Genomic DNA, 17,086 nt, shown 5'->3' on the forward strand with positions numbered 1-17,086 from the left:
CGGCACTCCGGGCCGGCACCCGGGCCGGCACTCGGGGCCGACACCCGGGCCGGACACAGCCCGGCCCGGCACACCCGCGGTGTGCCGGGCCGTTCGACGTGCCGGTCCTCGCAGGCTCCGCGGGGTCATCCGCAGGCCCGGTAGCTCACTTGCGCAGCTGGTCCACGACGTACTCGATGCACTTCGTCAGCGCGGTGATGTCGTCCGGCTCGATCGCCGGGAACATGCCGACCCGCAGCTGGTTACGGCCCAGCTTGCGGTACGGCTCGGTGTCGAGCACCCCGTTGGCGCGCAGCGCCGCGGCGATGGCGGTGGCGTCGATGTCGTCGTCGAAGTCGACCGTGCCCACGACCTGCGAGCGCAGCGACGGGTCCGTCACGTACGGCCTGGTGTAGGAGGTTTTCTCGGCCCACTCGTAGAGCCGGTCCGAGGAGTCCTTCGTCCGCGCGGTCGTCCAGTCCAGGCCACCGTTCGCGTTCATCCAGTCGATCTGGTCGGCCAGCGTCAGCAGCGTCGCGAGGGCGGGCGTGTTGTAGGTCTGATCCTTGCGCGAGTTGTCCAGCGCGGTCTGCAGCGACAGGAACTCGGGCACCCAGCGGTCGCTCGCGCCGATCTCCTCGACGCGCTGCACCGCCTTGGGCGACATCAGCGCGATCCACAGCCCGCCGTCGGAGGCGAAGCACTTCTGCGGAGCGAAGTAGTAGACGTCGAAGTCCTCGGCCTTCACCGGCAGGCCGCCCGCGCCGGAGGTGGCGTCGATGGCCACCAGCGCGTCGTCGCTGCCCGCGGGACGCTTCACCGGCACCGCGACACCGGTCGAGGTCTCGTTGTGCGCCCAGCCCACGAGGTCGCAGCCCGCCTGGTACGAGATTTCCGGGGCGCTGCCCGGCTCACCCTCGACGATGACGGACTTGTCCAGGAACGGGGCCTGGTCGGTGACCTTCGCGAACTTCGAGGAGAACTCGCCGTAGGTGAAGTGCTGCGCGCGCTCACGGACCAGCCCGAACGCGGCGGCGTCCCAGAACGCGGTCGTACCGCCGTTGCCGAGCACCACCTCGTAGCCGTCGGGAAGGTCGAACAGCTGCGCCAGCCCGGAGCGGATACGGCCGACGAGGGACTTCACCGGCTTCTGTCGGTGCGACGTACCGAGTACGTTCGCGCCCTCCTCGGCGAGGTTGGCCAGCTGCTGCGGCCGAACCTTGGAAGGGCCGCAGCCGAACCGGCCGTCGGAGGGCTTGAGTTCTGCAGGGATCGTCAAGTCAGCGGCTTCGGTCATGCCGGCAGTGTTTCACGCTCGCCAACCCTCGGGGTCCACTCCGCCCGGTACCGGGGCCTTCGGATCGTAGGGAGTACGGGTGAAAACAAAGGTCGCAAGCTCGAGGTACGTCGGTGTGCCATCGCTCACTCGGCCCGCGGTGAGGGTCTCTCCGGCGTAGTAACCGTCCAGTCCGACCCACCGGTCGTCGCCGGTCGGCCGGAACCGGGAGGCCCGTCCCACGCCGTCGGCGGGCACCAGATTCAGCCAGCCGTCGGACATCGCGTACAGGTGGTGCGGTTTCGGGCCCCAGTGCCAGAGGCCCGTCAGCTCCAGCAGGCGCGGTTCCACCGGCGACGGCGTCCACTCGGCGGGCAGCGGGGGCTCGTGGTCGTCGGCGATCGCGATCAGTTCGGCGGTCAGGCTGCCGATGCCGACCCCTGCGGTGGTGTTGGTGAAGGCGACCGCGCCCGTCTGCGTCGCCGGGTCGATCAGCGTGCACGCGAGGAACCCCGGCATCGACCCGCCGTGACCCACGAGGCGCTTGCCACCGGCCTGGATGAGCTGGAACCCGAGCCCGTACCCGGCCGTCCACGCGCCCCCGGAATCGTCGACCGTGGCGGCCTCGCGCATCTCGGCGACCGTGCCGGGGTCGAGTACGCCGCCGGTACGGCCGCCGGTGAACGCCGTCCAGCGCGCCAGGTCGTCGAGCGTCGACCACAGCTGGCCGGCCGGAGCCATCGCGCCCGCATCGTGGGCGGGTTCCGGCAGTAGTACGTCGGCGAACGGGTGTACGGCGTACCCCGTGGCGGTGGCGAGGCCGTGCCCACCGGGTACGGCTGTCGTGTGGTGCATGCCGAGGGGTTCGAGGATCTCGGCGTGCACGACGTCGAGCCAGTCCGTGCCGCGGAGGGTCGCGACGAGTTCGCCGAGTGCGCCGTAGCCGACGTTGGAGTAGTGGAACCGGCGGCCGGGGCGGTGTTTGGTCTCGCCGGAGGTCAGGCTCGCCGACAGGTCGGTCCAGCTGCCGCCGGGGCTGCGCTCCCACCACGCGCCCGGCGACTCCGACGTCAGGCCACTCGTGTGCGAGAGCAGCTGGGCGATGGTGGAGCCGCCGAACGCGGTGCCCGGGACGTGCTCGTCCAGCCGATCGTTGAGCTCGAGCCTGCCCTCGTCGCGCAGCCGCAGTACGGCCGCGCCGACGATCGACTTCGTGATGGAGCCGATGCGGTACTGGGTCGTCCGGTCCGGGCGGACACCGTCGACCGTGCCCCGCGAGCCCCACCACGTGATCTCGCCGTCACGCACGAGGGCGGCCGTCAGCGACGGTGCGCGGCCCGTGACCTGCTCGGTGGCGATACGGCGGTTCAGGACGAGCTCGGTGGAAGGCAACATGCCGAAGATCGTAGACAGCCCGCGTCACCGCCAGGCGTGCATCCCGGCCGCGTGTTCTGTCCCCAAGGTGCCCTTCGGGGTGTTTTACGTGCGTCACGTTGTGCCTCGGCCGGGGCCGTGCGGCGGGCTAGGGTGCTCGGCATGGAAACGCAGCGGGTGCGGGTTGACGACGGGGTCGAGCTTGCGGTGCACGTGTCGGAGCCCGCCGAGCCGCCGGGTCGCACGACGTCTCCGGGCGACACGAGGTCTCCGGGCGACACGACGTCCCCTGGCCGGACGAGATCCACAGGTCACACGGGTCGCCCGGACGCCGCGCCGGTGCCCACCGTGGTGTGCGTGCACGGCTATCCGGACAACTCCTCGCTCTGGCAGGGCGTCGTCGCCGAGCTGGCGGGCCGGTTCCGTGTCGTCACCTACGACGTCCGCGGAGCGGGCGAGTCCGACCGGCCCCGCGAGCGGGACGCCTACCTCCTCGACCGCCTGGCCGCCGACCTGGCCGCCGTGGTCGATGCCGTGAGCCCGGACCGCCCCGTCCACCTGCTCGCTCACGACTGGGGTGCGATCCAGACGTGGCACGCGGTCACCGGTGCGTGGCTCCGCGGCAGCGTCAGCTCGTTCACGTCGATCTCCGGACCCTGCCTCGACCACGCGGGACACTGGTTCCGCGACGGAATCCGCAGGCCGTCCCGTTGGCGCGACCTGGCCCGGCAGGCCGTGCACTCGGCCTACCTCGGGTTCTTCCAGTTGCCGGTCGTGCCCGAACTGGCGATCCGTAGCGGCGTGCTGGCCCGCGTGCTGCGCAGCAGCGACCCGGACGAACCCGCACCCGTGACGGCCGATGCGGTCCACGGGCTGAACCTGTACCGCGCGAACATACTGCGCAGACTCGGCGGCCCGGCCGAGCGGTACGCCGAGATGCCGGTGCAGGTCGTCGCGCCGACCGGGGACGGCTACGTGACGCCGCCGCTGCAGGCGGGCATCGAACGCTGGGCCGGTGACCTGCGGGTGCGGCGGGTCGTGGGCGGGCACTGGGTGGCGCGCGCGCAGCCGCGGCGGATCGCACGGGCTGCGGCCGAGCTGATCGACCACGTCGAGGGCGGTGACGAGGCCGGGTCGCTGCGCCGCAGCCGCGTGAACCCCCGTCCGGCCGGCCGGTTCGCCGGGCACCTCGTCCTGGTGACGGGAGCCGCGAGCGGCATCGGCAGGGCGACGGCGCTGGCGTTCGCCGACGAGGGCGCCGACCTCGTGCTTGCCGACGTCGCGCCGCTGGCCGGGGCCGCCGGCGAGGTGCGGACCCGGGGCGGTGCGGCGCATGCCTACTCCGTCGACGTGTCCGATGCCGAGGCGATGGCCGAGTTCGCCGCGTCGGTGGTGGCCGAGATCGGCGTGCCGGACGTCGTGGTGAACAACGCGGGCGTGGGTGTCGCGGGTCCGGTGCTGGACACCTCGGTCGAGGACTGGTCGCGCGCCGTCGACGTCAACCTCTGGGGCGTGATCCACGGCAGCACGCTGTTCGGCAGGTTGCTCGCCGAGCGGGGCGAAGGCGGGCACGTCGTGAACGTGGCGTCGATGGCGGCGTATCTGCCGAACGCGGTGCTGCCCGCGTACTCGACGACGAAGGCAGCCGTGCTGCATCTGACCGAGTGCCTGCGCGCGGAGCTGGCCGCCCACGGTGTCGGCGCGAGCGCGGTGTGCCCGGGGATCGTGCGGACGTCGATCGCCGCCACGACGCGGTTCGCCGGTGCCGACGCGGCCGACCAGGCGGGCCGCAGGACACGCTCGGAACGCCTGTTCGCACGCCGGAACTTCGCACCGGAGCGGGTTGCGGCGGACATTCTGCGGGCGGTCGAACGCGACCGGCCGGTGGTGGCACCGACGGCGGAGGCGAAAGTCGCGGGCGTGCTGTCCCGGTACACGCCAGGACTACTGAGAGCAACATCCCGTCGGCTGTTCGGGTGAAGTGTGGTGACGGCGCGGACAGCGACGGAACCACCAGGACGAATCGCAACTCAGAGGCACGCTGCGGTTTCTCGGGAAATGACCTACGAAGGTTGGCCCGCACACGAGGCGCGCAGTAATTACGATGCGTGTAACCGTGTTCGAGATTGATCCTCTAGGAGTGACCCATGAGTGGTTACGACGTCGCCCCGGGCGAGCTGCGCGGCGCGGCGGGCTCGATCGACGCCGCGGTGGGCAAGGCCGACGAGCTGAAGCTCGAAGACATCGTCGGCGATAAGCAGGCCTTCGGCGACGACGCCGTTGCGACCGCCCTCACCGAGTTCTGCACGACGTGGCAGCTCGCCGCGGGCGTGTTGCAGGACAGCGGCCGCCAGGCCGGGCAGTCGCTCGACGGCGCTGCGACGGGCTACGAACAAGCCGACGAACAGAACACGCTGGATTCGGTGCCGGGCCTCGGGCCGCAGGTGCCGCCGATGTGACCGGAAGCGGGCGACATGGCTGAACTGGGGTCGACCGAGGATCCGAAGGAACTCGTCCCCGGCAATGCGGAGACCATCGCGAGTGCCGCGACGACGCTGCGGGAGCGGGCGAAGACGTTCTCGGACGTGGCGTCGGATCTCGGCAACGTGCGGATCGAGAACTGGTACGGCACGGCGAGTAATCAGTTCTGGGACACGTTCTCCGGCGAGAAGCCGAAGTGGGACAAGGGCGCGTCGGCGTTGAAGTCGGCCGCCAAGACGCTCGACAGCCATGCGCAGAGCGTCACGTGGGCCCAGGAACAGGCAGCGGAGGCGATCGCCAAGTACAAGGAGGGCCAGCAGGCCACGGCGAGCGCGCAACAGAGCTACATCGACGAACACGGCGTCTCGCCCCACGCTCCCGGGGCGCCCTCCGCGGCAGGCGAGTTCACCGATCCCGGCGAGGCCACCCGGCAGGCGGCGCGGGAGATCCTGGAACGTGCCCGCAAGCAGCTCACGAACCTCGGCAGTGAGAACGCGAGTGCGATCAAGGCGCAGGGTGGGCATTCGTCCGACGCGCCGGGCTGGCTGACCGGTCCCGCCGACTTCGCCTCGCAATCACCGCAGATCAAGGGCAACGTCAACACCGACTCGATGGCGTCGAAGACCCTCATGGACCAGGCGCGTGAGGACGGTGGGCGCTGGAACGACCGGTTCGACCGGTACAACCAGTACGGCCACCAGTTCGACACGCCCGAACGGCGCGGTCCGAACGTCGACGTGACCGTCGCCCAGTCGACGGCCTCCTACGACCTGGGGAAGGCGCAGGTGGCCGGGTCGACCGAGCTCGCCGGTGGCGGCACCGCTTCGGGGTCGGCGAGCGCGAAGCTCGGCGCCGACGCCAGCGCGGGTATCGGCGTCACCCGCGACGGTCTCAAGGGCACCGCCAAGGCTTCGGTCGGTGGGACCGCGGAGACCAAGGGGCAGATCAACTACGGCCCCGCGGAAGTGGGCGGCTCCGGCAAGGCATTCGCGGGCGCCGAAGCGCAGGGCACCGTCGAGGTGGGCGCCGACGGGCTCAAGGCGGGTGCCAACGCGTTCGCCGGTGCGCGCGCCGAAGGCGAGGTCCACGCCGACGTCGGCGGTGTCGGCGCCGGTGTGAAGGGCGAGGCGTGGGCCGGTGTCGGCGCCGAGGCCAACGTGCAGGTCGGCATGGACGACGGCAAGTTCGTCATCGGCGGTGAGGCCGGTGCGGCGCTCGGCGTGGGTGGCAAGGTGGGTGGTGAAGTCACCGTCGACCCGGGCAAGGTCGCCGACACCGCCCAGGACGCCGGAGACGCCATCGAGGACATCACCGGAGGAGTGAGCGACAAGGCCCGCGACCTCGGCGGGGCACTGAATCCGTTCGATTAGGCGGCACGCCGAGACCTGTGGCTGCGCGCTACGCGAGAAGGAGACCGAATGGCCACGCAACTGCCGGTGCCGCTGGAGCTGGAACTCCCGGAAGGGTGGACGTCGGCGCCGCCGGACGAGGTGGACGCACCGGGTGCGGCGTTCGTCGGCCTGCACCTGCCCTCGGCCGACGGATTCACCGCCAACATCACCGTCTCCGGCAGCATGCGCTCCGGGGACGAGGTTCTCGAGGAAACGGCCGACGAGTCGCTCGAGCGGCTCGCGAGCGCGACGGCAGGTGCGGCGGAACTGCGGCAGCGTCAGGAGCTCGGGTCGGAGGACACGCCCGGCCTGATGCAGCTGGTGGACCTGACCACCACGGTCGACAACCAGCCGCTGAAGTTGATCCAGTTCCAGGTGTACCTGCTGCTGCGGGACGTCTCGGACCCGGAGAAGCAGGTCGTCGTGGAGGTCATGCTCACCTGCAAGGAACCGCAGTTCGATACGGTGCTGCCGGATTTCCGGACCTTCGTGTCGAACATCCGCCCCGCCTGAGCGCGACGGCCTCCTTGCGCATGTCCTGCACTCAGCACCGCGTGTCCTGCGCCCGCCCGTCTCCCGGCCGCCACCCCTGATGGACGCGCCGGCGCGCGACTGTTTCCTCTCGCGTGTTCTGCGCCCGTCCGTCGGCGGCCACGGTGCAGGTGGGCGGGGCCCGGTTCAGGAGACGGTGGGCCTGCCGAGGTCGGCAGGAAGCAGGCCGGCCACCTCGGTCAGATAGGCCAGCCCTGCGTCCACATCGGACTGTCCGAACGGGCCTTTCTGTTCGTACCACGTCAGCAGCAGGTCGCCTTCGAACCGCACCGGTAGCCCTCGCGCGTTGACGGCGGTGCGCAGGCCCGGGTTCAGCACCTGCTCGGCGAAGTCCTCGTCGCCGCGGGGCCGGACGTCCTTCTTCGTGGGCGTCATCTGCAGTGTCGGCACCTCGCGTGGGAGCCGCACGGTGAAGACGCGGTAGTAGTGCGAGTAGGTCTTCCGTTCTCCGACCGTCATCGGCGTGGGCGTGTACGCCAGGCACGTGAACTCGCGGCCGGCGGTCACGCCGTGGAGCAGGTCCCGGGAGATGCGGTTGCGTGCCGTCTGGGTGAACGGGAAGCCGGTGAACCGGTCGGCGTAGCCGGTCTCCTCCGCCTGGTACGTCCAGCCGCGTTGCCGGGCGAGTTCGGCCAGCTCGGGGCCCGAGTCGTGGCGCTGCGAGTCGTCGCGCCGACGGTTGCGCAGCATCAGCGCGACGGCCACCGCCACGATCGCGGCGAACACGACGACGAACAGGATCGGCGTGAGAACGTCCATGCCGGCTCCAACACCTCGGGTAGGGGAGACCTCGGGTTGAGGACACCGTGCACCCTGCCATCCCACGGGGCCGGTGTGTGTGCGCCGCGGGCCGTGATCACGTGGCGTTTCGCATCGCGACCCGGCATCCGGCGTGCGACCCGGCGTGCGGTGGAGTCCCGTACCGGACGTGGGGCATGCCGCACCCGTGTTAAGGCTGCGTTTCCACGCCGGGTGCGGCCGCCGCGGCAGTGGTAGACACATCCCATGCATCTGAGTCCCCAGGAGCGCGACAAGCTGCTCGTGCACGTCGCGGCCGACGTCGCACGCAGGCGGTTCGAGCGTGGTCTGCGGCTGAACCATCCCGAGTCCGTCGCGCTGATCACCGACCACGTGATCGAGGGCGCGAGGGACGGCCGCACCGTCAGCGAGCTCATGTCGTCCGGTCGTGAGGTCCTCACCCGTGACCAGGTTCTCGACGGTGTTCCCGAGCTGCTCGACTCCGTTCAGGTCGAGGCCACGTTCCCGGACGGGACGAAACTCGTCACCGTCCACGACCCGATCGTCTAGGAGACCCGCGATGACCCCAGGGGAGATCATCCCGGCAGGTGGTGCGGTCGAGCTCAACCCCGGCAGGGAGTGGACGACCGTGCGAGTGCGCAACACCGGGGACCGGCCCGTGCAGGTCGGATCGCATTTCGAGTTCGCAAGGGCCAACAGCGGTCTCGAATTCGATCGCACGGCCGCGGAGGGCAAGCGACTGGATGTTCCCGCGGGCACCGCCGTGCGGTTCGAGCCGGGAGTGGACCGCGAGGTGGACCTCGTGCCGCTTGCGGGCACGCGGACGGTTCCCGGACTGCAACGGAGGGGCGCATGAACAGGGAAATCGACCGGGCGCGGTACGCCGAACTGTTCGGACCGACCGTCGGCGACCGGGTGCGCCTCGCGGATACCGAGCTGCTGATCGAGGTCACCGAGGACCGCAGCGTGGGCGCGTCCGGATCGGGCGACGAGGTGATGTTCGGCGGCGGCAAGGTGATCCGCGAGTCGATGGGCCAGGCGACCGTCACCCGGGCCGAGGGCGCGCCGGACCTCATCATCACGGGCGCGCTGATCCTCGACCACTGGGGCGTCGTCAAGGCCGACGTCGGCGTGCGCGGCGGTCGCATCGTCGGGATCGGTAAGGCGGGCAACCCGGACACGATGGACGGTGTCGACCCGGCTCTCGTCATCGGACCGTCCACGGAGGTCATCGCGGGGAACGGCCGGATCCTCACGGCCGGCGGCATCGACTGCCACGTGCATTTCGTCTGTCCGCAGTTGACGGAGACGGCGCTGGCGTCCGGGCTGACGACCCTCATCGGCGGCGGAACGGGCCCGGCGGAGGGCAGCAAGGCCACCACGGTCACACCCGGCGCCTGGAACCTCGGCCGGATGCTGCAGGCGATGGACGACCAGCCGGTCAACGTGCTGTTGCTGGGCAAGGGCAACACGGTGCGATCCGACGCGCTGCGCGAGCAGCTCGTCGCGGGTGCCGGCGGGTTCAAGCTGCACGAGGACTGGGGCACGACACCGGCGGCGATCGACGCCTGCCTGACGGTCGCCGACGAATCCGGCGTGCAGGTGGCAATCCACACGGACACCCTCAACGAGGCGGGTTTCGTCGAGTCGACCATCGACGCGATCGGCGGCCGGTCCATCAACGCGTACCACACCGAGGGTGCGGGCGGCGGTCACGCGCCGGACATCATCACGGTGGCGGGCCTGCCGAACGTGTTGCCGTCGTCGACCAATCCGACGCGCCCGCACACGGTGAACACCGTCGACGAACACCTCGACATGCTCATCGTGTGCCACCACCTCAACCCGTCGGTGCCGGAGGACCTGGCCTTTGCCGAGAGCCGTATCCGGCCCAGCACGATCGCGGCCGAGGACGTGCTCCACGACGTCGGCGCGATCTCGATGATCGGGTCCGATTCGCAGGCCATGGGCCGGATCGGCGAGGTCGTGATCCGCACGTGGCAGACGGCACACGCGATGAAGCACCGTCGTGGCGCGATGCCCGGTGACGGCGTGGGATCCGGCGCGGACAACCTGCGCGCACGCCGCTATGTCGCGAAGTACACGATCAACCCGGCGATCGCGCACGGGCTGGACCGCGAGGTCGGCTCGGTCGAGGTGGGCAAACTCGCGGACCTGGTGTTGTGGGACCCGAAGTTCTTCGGTGTCCGCCCGCACGCGGTGCTCAAAGGCGGCTCCATCGTGTGGGCGCAGCTGGGCGATGCGAACGCGTCGATCCCGACGCCGCAACCGTACTACGGACGGCCGATGTACGGCGCCTCCGGCGCGGTGGCGGCAGAGTCGAGCCTGCACTTCGTCTCCGAATCGGCGGGCGCCGACCTGGCCGACCGGTGGCGGCTGCGGAGCGACCTCGCGACGATCTCGGACACTCGCGGTGTCACGAAGTCGGACATGGTGCTCAACGATGCCACGCCGGACATCGACGTCGACCCGGACAGTTTCGCGGTGCGCGTCGACGGCGAGCTCGTCGAACCCGCACCTGCGGAAGAACTGCCCATGGCCCAGCGCTACTTCCTGTTCTGAGCTGGCCGAATGTCGATGACGGACTCCACGGAACCGGTCCCGGTGCGTTCGGGTGCGGTATCGCTGATCCTGGCCGATTCACGGTTCCCGGGCGGCGGTCACGTGCATTCCGGCGGGCTCGAAGAAGCCGTCGAACGCGGGCTGATCCACGGTACGGCGGATCTGCGGCCGTTCCTGGCAGGCAGGTTGCGTGCGACCGGGGAACTGACCGCGGTGTTCGCCGCCGCGGCCGCCCACGCCGCCGCACGAGGCGTCACGCGCCGGCACTGGGCCGTGCTGGACTCCGAGTTCGACGCACGGACGCCGTCGGCCGCACAGCGCGAGGCATCGCGCGCACAGGGACGCGGGACCGCGCGCGCGGCGAGCGCCGGGTGGCCGTCCCCGGTGCTGCGTGAACTGCTGGCCGAAACTCCGCGTCCGCACCACCCGGTGATCCTCGGTGTGATCACCGGCATGTCCGGTGGAAGGCCCGTCGACGCCGCGTCGACGGCGGCCTACCTTGCGGTGAGTGGACCCGCGAGTGCGGCCGTCCGCTTGCTCGGCCTCGACCCGCTCGCGGTGAACGGGATCGTGGCGAATCTGTCGCGCGCGCTCGACGATGTCGCCGGGCGCGCCGCTGCCGTCGCGGGCGACGACCCGCGTGACCTTCCCGCACCAGGTGCCCCGGCGCTCGATCTGCTCGCCGAGGCCCAGCTGCGGCATCACAAGGAAGAGGTGCGTCTCTTTGCCAGCTGAACCCGACCACGACGATCACGACGGTCACGACCACGGCGGCCACGGTCACGGCCATGTGCACCCGGTGAACTTCGACCCGACCGCGGCCGAACCGGACCCGTTCGATGCCGCCCCGGAGGGTGGCCGTGCCTGCCGCATCGGCATCGGCGGCCCGGTCGGCAGCGGAAAGACGGCATTGACGGCCGCGCTGTGCCGCACGCTCGGCGAGGAGCTGAATCTGGCCGTCGTCACCAACGACATCTACACCACCGAGGACGCCGACTACCTGCGCAAAGCGGGTGTGTTGGACCCGTCGCGCATCGAGGCGGTCCAGACCGGCGCCTGTCCGCACACGGCGATCCGGGACGACATCACCGCCAACCTCGACGCGGTCGACGAACTCGAGGAGCGGTTCCCCGGCCTGGACCTGGTGATCATCGAGAGCGGCGGTGACAACCTCACGGCCGTGTTCAGCCGCGGGCTCGTCGACAGCCAGGTGTTCGTCGTCGACGTCGCGGGTGGCGACAAGGTGCCGCGCAAGGGCGGTCCCGGCGTGACGACCGCCGATCTGCTGGTCATCAACAAGATCGACATCGCCCACCTGGTGGGAGCGGACATGGACGTGATGACCTCCGATGCCCACCGCATGCGCGGCGAGCTGCCGGTGATCACGCAGTCACTCGTGGACACTCCGGGCGCCCCGGCCGTCTCCGACTGGGTGCGTTCGTTGCTCCCGATCACGACGGCGTGATGATGCCGACGGCGAGGCGGCGGTGAAGGCGACGGCGCACCTGACGGCCGAGTTCGACCCGGTCACGGGACGTACCGTGCTGCGTCGGCTCCGGTCGATGGCGCCGTTGACGCTGCTGCCGAAACGCGGTGCCGGCGATGTGGCGCTCGTGCACCTCGTGAACTCGGCCACCGCACCGCTCGGCGGGGACGAACTCGCGCTGCACGTGCGGGTCGGCCCGGGCGCGAGGCTGCGACTGTCCGGCGTGGCCGCCACGCTCGCACTGCCCGGCCAGCGTGGTGGTGCGGGCACGATGGCGGTGCACGCCGAGGTCGCGGAGGGCGGGCGGCTCGATTACCTGCCCGAGCCGACGGTCGTCACCGCCCGCGCGCGGCACCACGCGCTGCTGACCGCGGAGCTCGCCGCCGACGCCCGGCTGCGCACGCGCGAAGTGCTGGTCCTCGGCAGGGACGGCGAACGGCCCGGCGAGCTGACGACGGCGATGCACGTCACGCGTGGTGAGGTGCCGGTGCTGCGGCAGGAACTGACGATCGGCGACGCGCTGCTCGACGGGAGTTCGGCGTACCTGGCCGGGCGACGAGTACTCGGTACGGAGGTCGTCGTGGCCGGATCCGACGGTGCGGTCGAGCCGGTGTCGGGGCAGTGGTGGTCGCTCACCCCGCTGCCCGCGGGCGGCGCGCTCGCGACGGTGCTGGCCGAGGACGCGGTCACCGCGGAACGGGAGCTGGCCGAAGCGGTGAGCCACCACCCGGCCCCGATCGGGTGATCGGCTCCGCGTTCGACTCCGGCAGCGGCCGGATGCGGTGCGGCCGCTGCCCGCGTGATCGTGGCGGCGGTCACCGGTCGGGAGGTTTCGCGCGGGCAGGTGCAGGCCCTAACGTCACAGCCCAGGTGCGGTGGGGCCACGGCCGGGGCATCGTGTTCGGGCACCCACGGAGGGCACGGTCGGCGTTCGCGGGAGGTTGGCATGGCGGAACTGGATGACGTCAGCGGTGCGGCGGTGCGGTTGCCGGACATGCGGGTCTCCTACGAGGCGGAGACGCTCGACGAGGACGCGCTCGCGCCGACCTGGCACGAGCAGCTTCAACGGTGGCTGGACATCGCCGTCGACGCGGGGCTGCCGGAGCCGAACGCGATGGTCCTCGCGACGGCCGACGCCGACGGGATGCCGTCGTCGCGGACGGTGCTGTGCAAGGGCCTCGACGAGCGCGGCATCGTCTTCTACACGAACTACACGTCGGCCAAGAGTCACGACCTGACGTCGACGCGCTTCGCCTCGGTGACCTTTCCCTGGTATCCGCTGCAACGGCAGGTGACCGTGCGCGGCGAGGTGGAGAAGGCGGGCGCCGAGGAGACCGCGGCGTACTGGCGCAGCAGGCCGCGCGGTTCCCAGCTGGGGGCGTGGGCCTCGCCGCAGTCGACGCGGGTCGGGAATCGGGAAGCGCTGGACAACCATCTTGCGGCGATCGAGCGCCGGTTCGCCGACGTCGAGGAGATCCCCGTGCCGCCGCACTGGGGTGGTTGGCGAGTACGTCCGGTGAGCGCCGAGTTCTGGCAGGGCCGTAAGGACCGCCTGCACGACCGCCTGCGCTACGTCCGCACGGACGACACCTGGCGCATCGACCGCATCGCCCCCTGAACCCCGTTTCGGCCCCGCCCAGTGCCCCGCTCAGTGCCCCGAAGGGCACCTTGGGGGCGTTGAGTGCCCCGAAGGTGCCCTTTGGGGCACTCAACGCCCCGAATCTTCCCCTCGCGGTGGTTCAGAGCGGGGACGGTCCGTCGCACCCGGTGCAGCCACCGTGCACCCCGGGCAGCTTCGGGTGTCCGGGGTTGGCGATTATGGTCCGTGGTGGTCGACGTGGGAGGTGATCATTGATGGAAGCGCTACCCGGGGTACTCGCGGTGATCGTGAGCCTGCTGGTGTGCGGCGTCGCGGTGTACAAGTCGACCGAATCGGCCGCAGGCGGTGTCCTGGAACGCAACACCGGGACCGGGATCCGCACCCGCGCGACACAGGTGTCGGACGAGGCCTGGCACGCCGCTCACGAGGCGGCGCTGCCCGCCGCGAAGAAGGCGTTGCAGGTCGGCTACGTCGGGGCGGGACTCGGCGTGCTCGGTCTGGTGGCGTTGCTCGTCACCGGTCTGCCGATCCTGCTCGGGATGATCGCGCCCGGAATCTGTCAGCTCGTCCAGCTCGGTTACGTCGGCTACGCGACCTCGCTCGCCAACCGCGCCGCTCGTGCCGATCGGACCGCGGCCCGAGTGAGCAGGACCATCGGCCACAACTAGTTAGTTGTCGTACGCTAACGAGTTGTGAGTGACCGGACCGACGACAATCCCAGGGCCACGAGGAAGCGCTTCGGTTCGATCGTCATCGACCGGCGTCCGCTGAAGATCGCGCCGTTCCGCCGGCTGTGGGTGTCGTCCCTGGTCACGGCGATCGGCAGCCAGTTGACGGCCGTCGCCGTGCCGAAGCAGGTCTTCGACATCACCGGCTCGTCGGCCTACGTGGGACTGACCGGCGTGTTCGGTCTCGTCCCGTTGCTGATCTTCGGTATCTGGGGCGGCGCGATCGCCGACACCGTCGACCGCCGCAAACTCCTGCTCGTCACCAACACCGGAATCGCGGTGACGGCGTGCCTGCTGTGGGCGCAGGCCTACTTCGACGCCGGTTCGGTGTGGGTCGTGCTGAGCCTGCTCGCCGTCAACCAGGCGTTCTTCGCCGTCAACATGCCCACACGCAACGCCGTCGTGGCGCGTCTCGTCCCGACCGAACTGCTCCCCTCGGCCTCGGCGCTCACCGGCACGATGACCACGTTCGGCGCGGTGTTCGGCCCGCTGGCGGCGGGCGCGCTGCTGCCCATCGTCGGACTGTCGGCGCTGTACCTCGTCGATTCGGTGGCGCTGCTGGTCGTGGTGTGGGCGGTGTGGCGGCTGCCGCCGCTGCCGCCACAGGACGGGCGCGTCCGCCGCGCGGGGCTGCGCGACATCATCGACGGCTTCCGCTACCTGGGCGCACAGAAGATCCTGCTCGCCTCGTTCGTCGTCGACATCATCGCCATGGTCGCGGGCATGCCGCGGGCGCTGTTCCCGGAGATGGCCGAGCGCACGTTCGGTGACCCGGCGGGCGGCGGACTCGCGCTGGGCTGGCTGTACGCGGCGATTCCCCTCGGCGCGATGCTGTTGTCGCTGATGTCCGGCTGGGCGAGCCGCGTGAGCAGGCACGGTGTCGTGGTCGTGGCGGCCATCGTCGTGTGGGGACTCGCCATCGCCGGGTTCGGCATGTCGCAGGTGCTGTGGCTGTCGATCGTGTTCCTGGCGATCGCGGGTGCGGCCGACATGGCGAGCTCGATCTTCCGGATGGCGATCCTGCAGACCGCGGCGACCGACGAGATGCGCGGCCGGACCCAGGGCGTGTTCACGGTCGTCGTCGCGGGCGGACCGCGGGTGGCCGACCTGACGCACGGCTGGGCGGCTGCAGGCGTCGGCACCGCCGCGGCGGCGACCGGCGGCGGCCTGCTCGTGCTCGTCGGAGTCGCCGTCGCGATGGTGCTGATTCCCGCGTTCTGGCGCTACCGCGCACCTGTGACCGGCGAGAACAATTCGGTCAATTCGTAACAGGACCAAGTTTCAACGTCCGGATGCTCACGTTGCTCACCGCGAGCTGGCCGTCACGGCTCGGCTCGCGTGGTCATGGCGTCCCTGATCTCGTGCTTGAGTACCTTGCCGATCTTCGAGCGTGGCAGGTCCGACCAGATCTCGACGTGTTTCGGAGCCTTCACACCGCCCAGTCGGTCCTTCACGAAAGCGGCCAGTTCCGCGCTCGTAGCCTGCCGCGAAGGACGCAGTTGAACGACCGCCGTGACTCGTTCACCCCACTTCTCATCGGGGAGTCCCAGCACGGCACAGTCCTGCACGGCGGCATGCTCCGTCAGCGCCTGCTCGACCTCGATCGCGTAGACGTTGAAGCCGCCGGTGATGATCATGTCCTTGGCGCGGTCGACGATGAAGAGAAAGTTGTCCCCGTCCAGGTAGCCGATGTCGCCCGTGTGATGCCATCCGTGCTCGCTCACCTTCTCCGTGGCGGCCGGGTCTTCGTGATAGCCGGCCATCACCAGCGGACCCCGTACGACGATCTCCCCGTGTCGGCCTCGGGGCAGGAGCGTGCCCGCCTTGTCCATCGCGGCGACCTGGACCAGTGGGGACGGCCGGCCCGCCGAGGCGAGCCGTTCGGTCGCCACCGAGCCGTCGGCGCGGAAATGGTCGGCGGGTGCCATGGTGGAGATCATGTTCGGTGCCTCGGTCTGGCCGAACAGCTGACCCATCACCGGGCCGATCCGGACCAGCGCCTCCTGCAGCCGCATCACCGACATGGGCGCGGCGCCGTACCAGAGGCAGCGCAGTGAGCTCAGGTCCGTCGAGTCGAGGTCCGGGTGATCGAGCAAGCCGTAGACGACCGTCGGAGGCAGGAACGCATGCGTGATTTCGTGCCGTTCGATCAAGCGTAGGAATTCGCCGAGATCGGGCTCGGGCATGATCACGATCTCACCTCCGTGACAGAGGATGGGGAACGTGAGCACTCCCGCGGAATGTGTGAGCGGTGCGAGGGCGAGATAGTGCGGCCGGTCGCCGAACGGGTAGCTCATGAGCGTCGACGCGGTGGCTGTCGCCATGTTCTCCTCGGTCAGCCGCACGCCCTTCGGCCGGCCTGTGGTCCCGCCCGTCCCGGCGAGCATGCACAACTGGTCCCCCGAGGGATGCGCCTCCTCGGGTTCACGATCGCCGATCGCCAGCCACTGTGCGAAGGTGATCGCACCCTCGACCTCTCCGTCGAGACACACCAGAGTCGTCAGCTCGGGCAGATCCTTGCGGATGCTGGCTACCAACGGCGCGAATCGTTCCTGAAAGAACAGGCAGCGGCAGCCGAACAGATCGAGCAGTTGCCGATTCTCCTCGGCCTCGTTGCGTGGGTTGACCGGACACCACACGGCGCCGGCGCGCGAGATAGCGAAGACACAGGTCAGCGCCGTCGGGTCGTTCGCCGAAAGTACGGCTACCCGGTCGCCGCGCCGGATCCCCGAGTGCTGCAACGCACCGGCGATCCGTCGCGACCGGCCCACCACTTCGGAATACGTGAGTGTTTCGCCCTTCATCGTCAGGCAGGGCGATTCGCCTCCGAGAGAGGCACCCTTGTCCAGATAGTCGACCAGCCGCATTGCTCACCTC

The 17,086-nt window shown here is 70.2% G+C and carries 17 protein-coding genes; 13 read left to right on the plus strand and 4 right to left on the minus strand.

Going from position 1 to position 17,086, the window contains the following annotated elements; translation table 11 throughout:
• Positions 1–145: 145 nt before the first annotated feature.
• Positions 146–1,276: a phosphoserine transaminase gene (gene serC / locus LY41_RS07620; RefSeq protein ID WP_253863164.1), complete on the minus strand. Its 1,131-nt coding sequence runs from the start codon at positions 1,274–1,276 to the stop codon at positions 146–148.
• Between the two features lie 12 nt (positions 1,277–1,288).
• The gene (locus tag LY41_RS07625; RefSeq protein ID WP_253863165.1) at positions 1,289–2,650 is read right to left on the minus strand and encodes a serine hydrolase domain-containing protein; all 1,362 of its coding nucleotides are present in this window, start codon (positions 2,648–2,650) and stop codon (positions 1,289–1,291) included.
• A gap of 141 nt (positions 2,651–2,791) precedes the next feature.
• Between LY41_RS07625 and LY41_RS07630 the strand changes: the two genes are divergently transcribed.
• From LY41_RS07630 to LY41_RS07645, 4 genes are all read left to right on the plus strand, one after another.
• Positions 2,792–4,609 (plus strand): SDR family oxidoreductase, encoded by a 1,818-nt coding sequence (locus LY41_RS07630; RefSeq protein WP_253863166.1) that lies wholly within the window; start codon positions 2,792–2,794, stop codon positions 4,607–4,609.
• A gap of 167 nt (positions 4,610–4,776) precedes the next feature.
• Entirely contained in the window at positions 4,777–5,088 is a 312-nt protein-coding gene (locus LY41_RS07635; RefSeq protein WP_253863167.1) for a WXG100 family type VII secretion target, read from the plus strand.
• A 15-nt stretch (positions 5,089–5,103) separates the two neighbouring features.
• Positions 5,104–6,480, plus strand: coding sequence for a putative T7SS-secreted protein (locus tag LY41_RS07640; RefSeq protein ID WP_253863168.1), 1,377 nt, complete (start codon positions 5,104–5,106; stop codon positions 6,478–6,480).
• A 48-nt stretch (positions 6,481–6,528) separates the two neighbouring features.
• The gene (locus LY41_RS07645; RefSeq protein WP_253863169.1) at positions 6,529–7,014 is read left to right on the plus strand and encodes a hypothetical protein; all 486 of its coding nucleotides are present in this window, start codon (positions 6,529–6,531) and stop codon (positions 7,012–7,014) included.
• Between the two features lie 165 nt (positions 7,015–7,179).
• Here the strand turns inward: LY41_RS07645 and LY41_RS07650 are convergent, their stop codons facing one another.
• Positions 7,180–7,812: a hypothetical protein gene (locus LY41_RS07650; protein ID WP_253863170.1), complete on the minus strand. Its 633-nt coding sequence runs from the start codon at positions 7,810–7,812 to the stop codon at positions 7,180–7,182.
• Between the two features lie 246 nt (positions 7,813–8,058).
• On the opposite strand from LY41_RS07650, the gene LY41_RS07655 reads away from it, so the two are divergent.
• The 9 genes from LY41_RS07655 (at position 8,059) to LY41_RS07695 (ending at position 15,478) form a co-directional block, all read left to right on the plus strand.
• The gene (locus tag LY41_RS07655) at positions 8,059–8,361 is read left to right on the plus strand and encodes an urease subunit gamma (RefSeq protein ID WP_253863171.1); all 303 of its coding nucleotides are present in this window, start codon (positions 8,059–8,061) and stop codon (positions 8,359–8,361) included.
• A gap of 10 nt (positions 8,362–8,371) precedes the next feature.
• A complete protein-coding gene (locus LY41_RS07660; protein WP_253863172.1) occupies positions 8,372–8,668 on the plus strand; it encodes an urease subunit beta in 297 nt (98 codons plus the stop codon).
• Positions 8,665–10,395, plus strand: a complete 1,731-nt coding sequence (locus LY41_RS07665) for an urease subunit alpha (RefSeq protein WP_253863173.1) — start codon at positions 8,665–8,667, stop codon at positions 10,393–10,395. The genes LY41_RS07660 and LY41_RS07665 overlap by 4 nt, the downstream gene beginning before the upstream one ends.
• A gap of 15 nt (positions 10,396–10,410) precedes the next feature.
• Positions 10,411–11,130: an urease accessory protein UreF gene (locus LY41_RS07670; protein WP_253863174.1), complete on the plus strand. Its 720-nt coding sequence runs from the start codon at positions 10,411–10,413 to the stop codon at positions 11,128–11,130.
• 55 nt (positions 11,131–11,185) lie between these two features.
• The gene (gene ureG, locus LY41_RS07675; RefSeq protein ID WP_253864035.1) at positions 11,186–11,860 is read left to right on the plus strand and encodes an urease accessory protein UreG; all 675 of its coding nucleotides are present in this window, start codon (positions 11,186–11,188) and stop codon (positions 11,858–11,860) included.
• A gap of 22 nt (positions 11,861–11,882) precedes the next feature.
• Entirely contained in the window at positions 11,883–12,626 is a 744-nt protein-coding gene (locus LY41_RS07680) for an urease accessory protein UreD (RefSeq protein ID WP_253863175.1), read from the plus strand.
• 201 nt (positions 12,627–12,827) lie between these two features.
• Positions 12,828–13,499 (plus strand): pyridoxamine 5'-phosphate oxidase, encoded by a 672-nt coding sequence (gene pdxH / locus LY41_RS07685; protein ID WP_253863176.1) that lies wholly within the window; start codon positions 12,828–12,830, stop codon positions 13,497–13,499.
• Positions 13,500–13,735: 236 nt separating this feature from the next.
• Entirely contained in the window at positions 13,736–14,149 is a 414-nt protein-coding gene (locus LY41_RS07690; protein ID WP_253863177.1) for an SdpI family protein, read from the plus strand.
• Between the two features lie 24 nt (positions 14,150–14,173).
• On the plus strand, positions 14,174–15,478 hold the full coding sequence (locus tag LY41_RS07695; RefSeq protein ID WP_253863178.1) for an MFS transporter: 1,305 nt from the start codon (positions 14,174–14,176) through the stop codon (positions 15,476–15,478).
• A 53-nt stretch (positions 15,479–15,531) separates the two neighbouring features.
• Here the strand turns inward: LY41_RS07695 and LY41_RS07700 are convergent, their stop codons facing one another.
• Positions 15,532–17,076 carry an acyl-CoA synthetase gene (locus LY41_RS07700; protein WP_253863179.1) on the minus strand — a complete coding sequence of 515 codons (1,545 nt, stop codon included), beginning with the start codon at positions 17,074–17,076 and terminating at the stop codon, positions 15,532–15,534.
• Positions 17,077–17,086: the final 10 nt, after the last annotated feature.

Source organism: Prauserella halophila, from assembly GCF_024171895.1.
Classification (GTDB): domain Bacteria; phylum Actinomycetota; class Actinomycetes; order Mycobacteriales; family Pseudonocardiaceae; genus Prauserella; species Prauserella halophila.